The organism is uncultured Sphingomonas sp., assembly GCF_913777625.1.
Taxonomy (GTDB): Bacteria; Pseudomonadota; Alphaproteobacteria; order Sphingomonadales; family Sphingomonadaceae; genus Sphingomonas.
Window position 1 is genome coordinate 19567 of sequence record NZ_CAJYTI010000041.1, and the last position, 8493, is coordinate 28059.

The 8493-nt window shown below is 67.8% G+C and carries 7 protein-coding genes and 1 tRNA gene; 2 read left to right on the forward strand and 6 right to left on the reverse strand.

Annotation, left to right across the window (positions count from 1 at the left end; all coding sequences use genetic code 11):
* Together QZ814_RS19140 and QZ814_RS19145 are read left to right on the forward strand one after the other, a co-directional pair.
* A complete protein-coding gene (locus QZ814_RS19140) occupies window positions 1–417 on the forward strand; it encodes a hypothetical protein (RefSeq protein WP_294335235.1) in 417 nt (138 codons plus the stop codon).
* 63 nt (window positions 418–480) lie between these two features.
* Window positions 481–557, forward strand: a tRNA-Arg gene (locus QZ814_RS19145).
* Between the two features lie 46 nt (window positions 558–603).
* Here the strand turns inward: QZ814_RS19145 and QZ814_RS19150 are convergent.
* From QZ814_RS19150 to QZ814_RS19175, 6 genes are all read right to left on the reverse strand, one after another.
* Complete coding sequence (locus tag QZ814_RS19150; RefSeq protein WP_294335237.1) at window positions 604–2316, reverse strand: hypothetical protein; 1713 nt, start codon at window positions 2314–2316, stop codon at window positions 604–606.
* A 21-nt stretch (window positions 2317–2337) separates the two neighbouring features.
* Window positions 2338–3420 carry a chemotaxis response regulator protein-glutamate methylesterase gene (locus QZ814_RS19155; protein WP_294335238.1) on the reverse strand — a complete coding sequence of 361 codons (1083 nt, stop codon included), beginning with the start codon at window positions 3418–3420 and terminating at the stop codon, window positions 2338–2340.
* A complete protein-coding gene (locus tag QZ814_RS19160; RefSeq protein ID WP_294335243.1) occupies window positions 3420–4235 on the reverse strand; it encodes a protein-glutamate O-methyltransferase CheR in 816 nt (271 codons plus the stop codon). Before QZ814_RS19160 ends, QZ814_RS19155 begins: the two co-directional genes overlap by 1 nt.
* Window positions 4236–4303: 68 nt before the next feature.
* Window positions 4304–4783: a chemotaxis protein CheW gene (locus tag QZ814_RS19165; RefSeq protein WP_294335239.1), complete on the reverse strand. Its 480-nt coding sequence runs from the start codon at window positions 4781–4783 to the stop codon at window positions 4304–4306.
* Window positions 4780–6579: a methyl-accepting chemotaxis protein gene (locus QZ814_RS19170; protein WP_294335240.1), complete on the reverse strand. Its 1800-nt coding sequence runs from the start codon at window positions 6577–6579 to the stop codon at window positions 4780–4782. The genes QZ814_RS19165 and QZ814_RS19170 overlap by 4 nt, the downstream gene beginning before the upstream one ends.
* 31 nt (window positions 6580–6610) lie before the next feature.
* The gene (locus QZ814_RS19175) at window positions 6611–8281 is read right to left on the reverse strand and encodes a methyl-accepting chemotaxis protein (RefSeq protein WP_294335247.1); all 1671 of its coding nucleotides are present in this window, start codon (window positions 8279–8281) and stop codon (window positions 6611–6613) included.
* Window positions 8282–8493 lie beyond the last annotated feature (212 nt).

An 8493-nucleotide genomic window follows, 5' to 3' on the forward strand; every position in this document is an offset into this window, starting at 1 on the left:
ATGATCGAGCGGTTCCTACCCGGGCTCGACGCCCTCCTGGCAGAGCCGCTCGACACGCATTCCGTGTCCGTCGCCTTTCCGGGCGACATGGACCCGCACGAACGTGAGGGCCGGTTCGGGGTGTTCCTCGACGCCGAACTGCGCATTGCCGGTCTCGGCAGCTGCGGCGGCGGCACGCTGATCGAGACGCTGGACGACGCCGGCCAGTGGCGACCGGCCTGCGCGATCCTCGATGTCGACCTGACGGATCTGGAACGCGGCCGCGCCTTCTGCCGCGAGGAACTGGTGACGCTTGGCTGCCCGGTCGGCACGCTGATCCAATTTGGCGCCCATGAGGACCGCTGGGACGGCGCCACCTGGCAGTGCAACGAGCCGCGCTCGTTCGACGAGGACATGCTGCCCTATCGCGATAATTGAGGGCGGCGTGCAAAAAGGGGTTGCGCTACCCCGAAAGCTCGTCTAGGCGCCGCACCTCACCGCGCGCCCGTAGCTCAGCTGGATAGAGCATCAGACTACGAATCTGAGGGTCGGACGTTCGAATCGTTCCGGGCGCGCCATTTTCTCCGACATCGCTGGACCCCCGCACATGGGGTGGACGACGGACTAGAAAAGCCCGTCGTCGTCATCGTCCTCGTCGACCACGGCGTGCGCCGCCGCCGCGCTGCCTGCCAGCGCGAAGCGCTGGTGAATCTCGCGTTCGCGCGCCATGGTGTAGCTGCGTGCCATCCCGTCGAGCAGGGCGGCAAGCGCGGGTTCGGCTTCCGCGTCGGGCGTGTCGCACCGCGCAGCGAGCAGGCTGAGATGCGATACCACCTCGCGCAGGTCGCTGCCGAACGCTGCCTCGCAATCGACGTTGCTGGTGGTCGTCTCCAGGATGCGCGTTACCGCCGCGGCATCTTCGGTCAGCCCGGCCATGCCCTCCCGCATGCGCTGCGCACCGTCACGGATGCAGGCGAGTGATTCGGTCAGCGCCTCGGCGGCGTCGCCACCGGTATCGCCCTGCGGATCGCGCAATGCAGTCACCGCCTGCACCAGCGTTTCCACCGAATGACGAATCTCTGCCGAGATCGTCGCCAGTGTCGTGGCGAAGCCGCGAATCTCCGAGGCGACCATGGCCAGTGCCTTGCCCTCATCGCCGAGGCGGTGGCAGCGCAGATCGGTGTTCCACGCCATCAGGTGCACGTCGTGGTTCACCCGGTGGACGACCCGCAGCCGCTTGGCCAGGCGCTCGGCGCTGTCCGAGGTGGAGCCGCCGAGCGCCTGGGCCTGCGCGTCGGCCTCGCGGAGCCGCGTGGTGACCTTGGCGACGTCCGCGACGCTCTTTTCCAGCGCGGCGAGGAACACGCCGTCGTCGCCCGCGCGTCCCCGGTCGCCCTCGGCCTTGATTTCCAGCAGCTGTGCGGCGCTGGGCCCGATGCCGCGCAGGCTTTCGGTAAGGCGACGGGATTCCGCCTGAAACGCATCGATCGTATCGACAGCCTGGGCCGCGAACAGCGCGAGCATATGTCCGCTCACCTGCAGCGCCGTCGCCGGGTCCGCCTGGTCGCGATAGGCGATCAGCGCGCGAAGGCCGCTGGCGATATGCTCCAGCCGCTGGCGGGTGCTGTCGCCGACCTGCATCGCGCCGATCGCCGAGGCGACCTTGCCGTGGATCTCGCGGCCGACCGCCGCGATGCGCTTGGCGCGGGCAGTGTCGGCGGCCTGATGCTGCTGCAACGCCTCGGCATCGGCGGCGAGCTTGCGCGGCACCTGCGGGATCACCTTGGCGCACTCGGCGCCCAGCTGGCGATCCACGTCGATCAGCGCGGGGATGCTGGCGGTCAGCTGCTCGATCTCGATGCCGATCCCGCCGATCTCCGTTTCGCCCACGTCGAGCCGCACGTTCATCGTGTCGGCAAAGTCGGCAAAGCCGTTGCGGCCGGCTGCTGCCACCTTGATGTTGAGCCCGCAGATCCGGAGAAAATCCAGCGTCCGCTTCACCTGAGAGATGTTGTGCGCCAGCGGGCGCGCGCCGGCGGCAATGCGTTCCAGCCCCGCCTGCCGAGTGGCCTGCACGGCGGGCAGCCGCTCCAGCCGGTCGGCGGTGGCGCGCATGTTTTCCACCGCGGCTTCCGCCGCATCCTGGCCGAGCGCGTTGGTCACGCCTTCCAGCGCGCTCACCAGCCGCTCGACGATCGCATAGGCCTGCGCCAGCGCCTCGCCCGCCGAAACGAAGCGGGCGTCGAGCTTGCTTGCGATCTGGCTGATCATTGCCTCGATGGCAGCGAGCGAGACTTCGGACTCGGGCGAGGGATCAGGAATGCGTGCGGCGTACATGGCCGTCTCCTTTGCATGCGGTCATCGTGCCGTGGCCGAGAGTAGTTCGCGGGCGATCTGCCCGAGCGGGATGATCTTGTCGGCGGCGTCACGGGCGATTGCTTCCTTCGGCATGCCGAAGACCACCGAGCTCGCCTCGTCCTGCGCGAAGGTGCGTGCGCCGGCCTGCCGCATCTCGAGCAGGCCGCGCGCGCCGTCGTCGCCCATGCCGGTCATGATGATGCCGACCGCGTTCGAACCCGCCGCGCGCGCCGCCGAGCGGAACAGCACGTCGACCGAGGGCCGGTGGCGCGAGACCAGCGGCCCGTCGCGAACCGAAACATAATAGCGGGCGCCCTGGCGCTCGAGCATGGTGTGCTTGCCGCCGCCGGGGGCGATCAGGACCTGGCCGCGCAGCACGGGATCGCCGTCGGCCGCCTCCTTCACGTCCACCTGGCACAAGCCGTTCAGCCGCTGCGCGAAGGCGCGGGTGAAGTGTTCGGGCATGTGCTGGACGATGACGATACCCGGCGAATTGGCCGGCAGTGCCTCCAGCACTTCGCGCAAGGCCTCGGTGCCGCCCGTGGAAGCGCCCATGCACACCACCATCTCGGTGGTGCGGCTCATCGGCTTGCCGCTGGGCGGCGGCAGCACCGCGTCGGCGGTCAGCTTCTTGGCGGGGGCTTCCGCCGTCGGCATCGGCTTGCCCGGCCGTCCGCGTACCTTGGCGCGGGCAGCGGCCTTCACCACGTCACGGATCTGCAGATGATGCTCGGCGAGGTGATCCGCCACGCCGACGCGCGGCTTCAGGATCACGTCGACCGCGCCGGCCTCCATCGCCTGGAGCAGCGTCTCGGAACCGTTCTCGGTGAGCGAGGAGCACATCACCACCGGCAGCGGGCACTGTGCCATCAACTTGCGGAGGAAGGTGATGCCGTCCATGCGCGGCATCTCCACGTCCAGCGTGATGACGTCGGGCACTTCCTCCTGGATGCGCTTGGCGGCGCTGAACGGATCGGCGGCGGTGCCGATCACCTCGATGGCGGGATCCTCCGACAGGATCGCCGACATGGTCTGGCGCACGCTTGCCGAATCATCAACGATCAGGACACGGATCTTGGGCATCACTCGCCTCGCCGAAAAACGGTGTTGGCCACCTGCTGCAGGGGCAGACCCAGGCCGGTGATCGATTCCGAATGGCCCAGGAACAGATATCCGCCCGGTGCGAGGCAGTCGTAGAGCTGCGACACGACCTTTTTCTGCGTAGGCTTGTCGAAATAGATCAGCACGTTGCGGCAGAAGATCAGGTGCATCGCATCCCCCACCGGATAGCGATCGTCCATCAGATTCATCCGCGCGAAGCCGATCGCGCTGCGCAGCCGCGGCACGATCCGAACCTCGGCGCGCTTCGGATCCTTGGACGCCATCACATAGGTGCGGCGCAGCGCTGCCGGCACCGGATCGACCAGCTCGGCGGGATAGATACCGGTGCGTGCGGTCGCCAGCACCTCGGTATCCAGATCGGTGGCCAGGATGCCGTAATCGGGTCCGCCCGTCCGCGCGGCGTAATCGTCGAGCACCATCGCCAGGGTATAGGGTTCCTGCCCGGTGGAGCAGGCGGCACTCCAGGCGCGCAGCGTGCGGATGCCGCGCGCCTGGAGGGCGGGAAGCGCGTGTTCGACGAGATAGTCGAAATGCGCCGGCTCGCGGAAGAAGTCGGTCTTGTTGGTGGTGACGGCGTTGATCAGGTGCAGCCCTTCGGCCGCGAGGTTCTCGCCGGTAAACAGGTAGGTACAATATTGGTCGAGCGTATCGACGTTGACCGCCCGCATTCGACGGCGCAGCCGGCCCTCGAGCATGGTCTTCTTGCTCTCCGGCATCTTGATGCCCGAGACTTCGTAAATATAGGCGGCGAGCCGCGCGAAGTCGCGCTTGCTCAACGAATCGGTCGGGATCGTTGTCTGCGGATCCAGCGCGAGTGCTGCGGACAAGGGCTGCTCCGTGACGATCAGGCGGCAGCGCGTGCAGCCAGCACGCGTGCGTCTTCGGACGAGAAAATCTTCGCCATGTCGACTAGCACGACGAATCCTTCGGCGCGCTTAATGACCCCGGCGATATAGTCGGAGGACCAGCGCACGCCGATGTCGGGCGCCGCTTCCAGCTGGTCGGTGGAGACGCTGCACACCTCCAGCACGCGATCCACCACCAGCCCCAGCATCAGCACGCGATCGCCGACCGGCACGTCGAGCACCAGGATCCGCGTCGCCGCCGTCGCCTCGAACGGCGACAGGCCGAGCCGCTGGCGGAAGTCGATGGTCGGTACGCCCTGGCCGCGCATGTCCGTCAGGCCGAGCAGGTAGCTCGGCCCGTTGGGGATGCGGAAGGTCTCGCGATAATCGAGGATCTCGCGGACCAGGGACACCGGGACCGCGAAGATCTCCGCGCCCAGCCCGAAGGTGACGAGCTGGAGTTCGGTCGCGTCGCTCATGCGGCGGCTCCGAAGGCATCGTCCTGCGCGTCCGGGCCGCCGGTCGCCAGGTCGAGCGCGAAGCCGGCGACGCGTGCCTGCTGGTCGGCGACGCTGTTCGTCTTGGGGCGGCCGGCCGGCTTGGTTGCCGGCTTTGTCGCCGGGCGGCGCGCCGGTGCGGCGGCCCGCGGTGCGACGGCGCCCCGCGCGCTGCTCACCTTGAAATAGGCGATGCTGGCCTGGAGTTCCTCGGCCTGCGCGGCGAGTTCCTCGGAGGTGGCGCTGATCTGCTCGGAGGCCCCGGCATTCTGCTGGGTGACCTGATCGAGCTGCTGGATCGCCTCGTTGATCTGGGCCGCACCGACATCCTGCTCGCGGCAGGCGGCGCTGATCTCGCTGACCAGCTCGGCGGTACGGCGGATGTCCGGCACCAGGCGGCCGAGCATGTCGCCAGCCTCCGCGGCGGCCTTCACGGTCTCGGACGAGACGGAGCTGATCTCGGCGGCGGCACCCTGGCTGCGCTCGGCGAGCTTGCGCACTTCGGAGGCGACGACCGCGAAGCCGCGGCCATGCTCACCGGCACGCGCGGCTTCCACCGCAGCGTTGAGCGCGAGCAGATCGGTCTGGCGGGCGATTTCCTGAACGATCCCGATCTTCTCGGCGATCGTGCGCATCGCCCCCACGGCGCGGTCCACTGCGACGCCGCTCACTTCGGCATCCTTGGCCGACTGGCGCGCGATCTTCTCGGTCTGCGACGCGTTGTCGGCGTTCTGCTTGATGTTGGCGGCCATCTCTTCCATCGCGGCCGACGCCTGCTCGGCAGCGGCGGCCTGTTCGGTCGCGCCCTGCGAGACCTGTTCGGAGCTCGACGACAGTTCCTGGCTGCCCGACGAGACATTGGTCGCCGCGACGGTGGCGTCTGAAACCACGCCGCGCAGGCGATCGACCATGCGGACCAGTGCGTTGCCCAGCACGTCCTTGTCCGAGGCCGGCTTGTGGTCGACGGTCAGGTCGCCATCGGCAATCCGGTCGGCCAGCGTCGCGCTGACGCGCAGGTTGGCGACCATGGTGTTGACGGTATCGACCAGATCCTTGATCTCGTCGTTGCTGGTCACGGCGACTTCCTGGCTGAGATCGCCGATCGCCACCGCGCTCACGGCGGTCGATACGCGACGCAGGCCCTGCGAGACGATGCGCGAGATCCAGAACGCGCCGCCGGCTGCAATCAGCAGCGCGATGCCAGCGACCGCGTACAGCGTGGTCGCAGCGTTGGCGTAGAGCGTGTTGGTGTCCTTGTCGGCCTGCGCCATCTGCTGCTTGGAAATCGCGACCAGCTGGCCGGCCAGGTCGGTCATCGCCGTCGCGATTTCGCGCGACTTGGAAATCGAGATCGCGCCGGCCTCAGCGTTCTTGTTCGCCAGCGCGAGAGTCCGCACCTGGTCGTTGATCGGCACGAACTCGTTGTACTTGGCGCCGAGCTGCAGCCATAGCGGCTTGCCCTCGGCGCTCGCGCTCGCCAGGCCCTTGGCAATCTGTGCCTGGAGCTGTTCACGCGCCTTCATCAGATCTGCATCGAACTTGCGGGTCAGCGCCTCATCCTCGGTCAGCGCCATGTTCTTTTCCTGGCGCAGCACATAGCTGATGCCACCGCTCACCGTCAGGGCGAGTTCCTGGCGCTGGGCCGGACCGGCGATGACATCGCTGATCGCCTGATTGAGCGAGCCGAGCCGCGAATTCGCGACGCCGACGACGACGAGGAGCAACGCGATCACCACTCCAAAGGTGATGCCGAGTTTCAGTTTGATGGTTGCACGCATCGAGGAAGGTCCTTGGCGGGGGGATGGAGAATCAAGCGGCTTGCATGCCGAAGGCGGCGTCATCGGCGTCCGGGCCGCCATTGTTCAGATCGAGCGCGAAGCCGCTGACGCGCGCCTTCTGGTCGGCGATGCTGTTCGGCTTGGGGCGGGCGACCGGCTTGGGCGCGGGGCGCCGCGCGGGCGCCACGGTGCGCGGTCGCGCACCCTGCACGCCGTCGACCTTGAAATAGGCGATGCTGGCCTGGAGCTCCTCGGCCTGCGCGGCGAGTTCCTCCGAGGTGGCGCTGATCTGCTCGGAGGCCCCGGCATTCTGCTGGGTGACCTGGTCGAGCTGCTGGATCGCCTCGTTGATCTGGGCGGCGCCGATATCCTGTTCGCGGCAGGCGGCGCTGATCTCGCTGACCAGCTCGGCGGTGCGGCGGATGTCCGGTACCAGGCGCGTCAGCATCTCGCCGGCTTCGGTCGCGGCCTTCACGGTCTCTGACGAGACCGAGCTGATCTCCGCGGCGGCACCCTGGCTGCGCTCGGCGAGCTTGCGCACCTCCGAGGCGACCACGGCGAAACCGCGGCCATGCTCGCCCGCGCGTGCGGCTTCCACCGCGGCGTTGAGCGCAAGCAGGTCGGTCTGGCGGGCGATTTCCTGGACGATCCCGATCTTATCGGCGATCGTCCGCATCGCACCGACCGCACGGTCGACGGCGACGCCGCTCAGCTCGGCATCCTTGGACGACTGGCGGGCGATCTTCTCGGTCTGCGCAGCGTTGTCGGCGTTTTGCTTGATGTTGGCAGCCATCTCTTCCATCGACGCCGAGGCCTGCTCGGCAGCGGCAGCCTGCTCGGTCGCACCCTGCGACACCTGTTCGGCGCTGGACGACAGTTCCTGGCTGCCCGACGAGACGTTGGTGGAGGCGACCGTCGCATCGGCGATCACACCGCGCAGGCGATCGACCATGCCGTTCACGGTTTCGACGAGGTCCTTGATCTCGTCGTTGTTCGTCACCTGCACGCGCTGGTTCAGGTCGCCCTCGGCGACGGCGCTGATCGCGGTCGAGACGCGGGCAAGGCCGTTGGAGACGGTGCGGGAGATCCACCAGGCGCCGCCCACGGCGATCAGCAGCGCCAGCCCGGAGACGACGTACAACATCGTCGATGCGGTGCCGTACAGGGCACTGGTGTCGCTGTCTGCCTGCGCCATCTGCGTTTTGGAAAGGGTGACCAGCTGGCCGACCAGGTCGCTGATCGCCAGCACCGTGTCGCGCGACCGGGTCATCGAGAGTTTCGCGGCCTCGGCATTCTTGTTGGCGTTCGCCAGCGCGCGGATCTGTTCGCTGATCGGGATATATTCATTGAACTTGGCCTCGATCTGCATCCACAGCGGCTTGCCCTGCGCGGTCGCGCCGGCCAGGCCCTTGGCGATCAGCGCCTGCACCTCGCCACGCCCCTTCACCAGGTCGGCATCGAACTTGCGGGTGAGTTCGAGGTCGTCCGTCATCGCCATGTTCTTTTCCTGGCGGACGACATAGCTGAGCTTCGCGTCGATGCTCTCGGCGATGTCCAGCCGACTGGCGGGACCGTTGATGACGTCGGTAGTCGCCTGGTTGAGCATCGACAGGCGGGTGCTGGCGACGCCGACGACGGCGAGCAGCAGGGCAATCAGAACGCCGAAGGTGAAGCCCAGCTTCAACTTGATCGTGGCACGCATGGTCATGGTTCCTCGAAACGGGGAAGGGCCGCCAAGGTCGGCCGTGCGGGAAAGGGGCGGGAAAGGCTCATGCCGTGACCGCGACGGCGTCCCTGCCGATCTGATCGGCGAAGATGGCGTGGAGGTCGGGGAGGACGACGACGCCGTCGTGTCGGCGGACGAGGGTGCGCACGAAGGCGCGGCGCCATCGCATGCCGACGGCGGGGGGCTCC

Bases quoted from the DNA above. Each gene is read 5' to 3' on its own strand.
- QZ814_RS19140 (WP_294335235.1), top strand. From the start codon at position 1: ATGATCGAGCGGTTCCTACCCGGGCTCGACGCCCTCCTGGCAGAGCCG.
- QZ814_RS19150 (WP_294335237.1), bottom strand. From the start codon at position 2,316: ATGTACGCCGCACGCATTCCTGATCCCTCGCCCGAGTCCGAAGTCTCG.
- QZ814_RS19155 (WP_294335238.1), bottom strand. From the start codon at position 3,420: ATGCCCAAGATCCGTGTCCTGATCGTTGATGATTCGGCAAGCGTGCGC.
- QZ814_RS19165 (WP_294335239.1), bottom strand. From the start codon at position 4,783: ATGAGCGACGCGACCGAACTCCAGCTCGTCACCTTCGGGCTGGGCGCG.
- QZ814_RS19170 (WP_294335240.1), bottom strand. From the start codon at position 6,579: ATGCGTGCAACCATCAAACTGAAACTCGGCATCACCTTTGGAGTGGTG.
- QZ814_RS19175 (WP_294335247.1), bottom strand. From the start codon at position 8,281: ATGCGTGCCACGATCAAGTTGAAGCTGGGCTTCACCTTCGGCGTTCTG.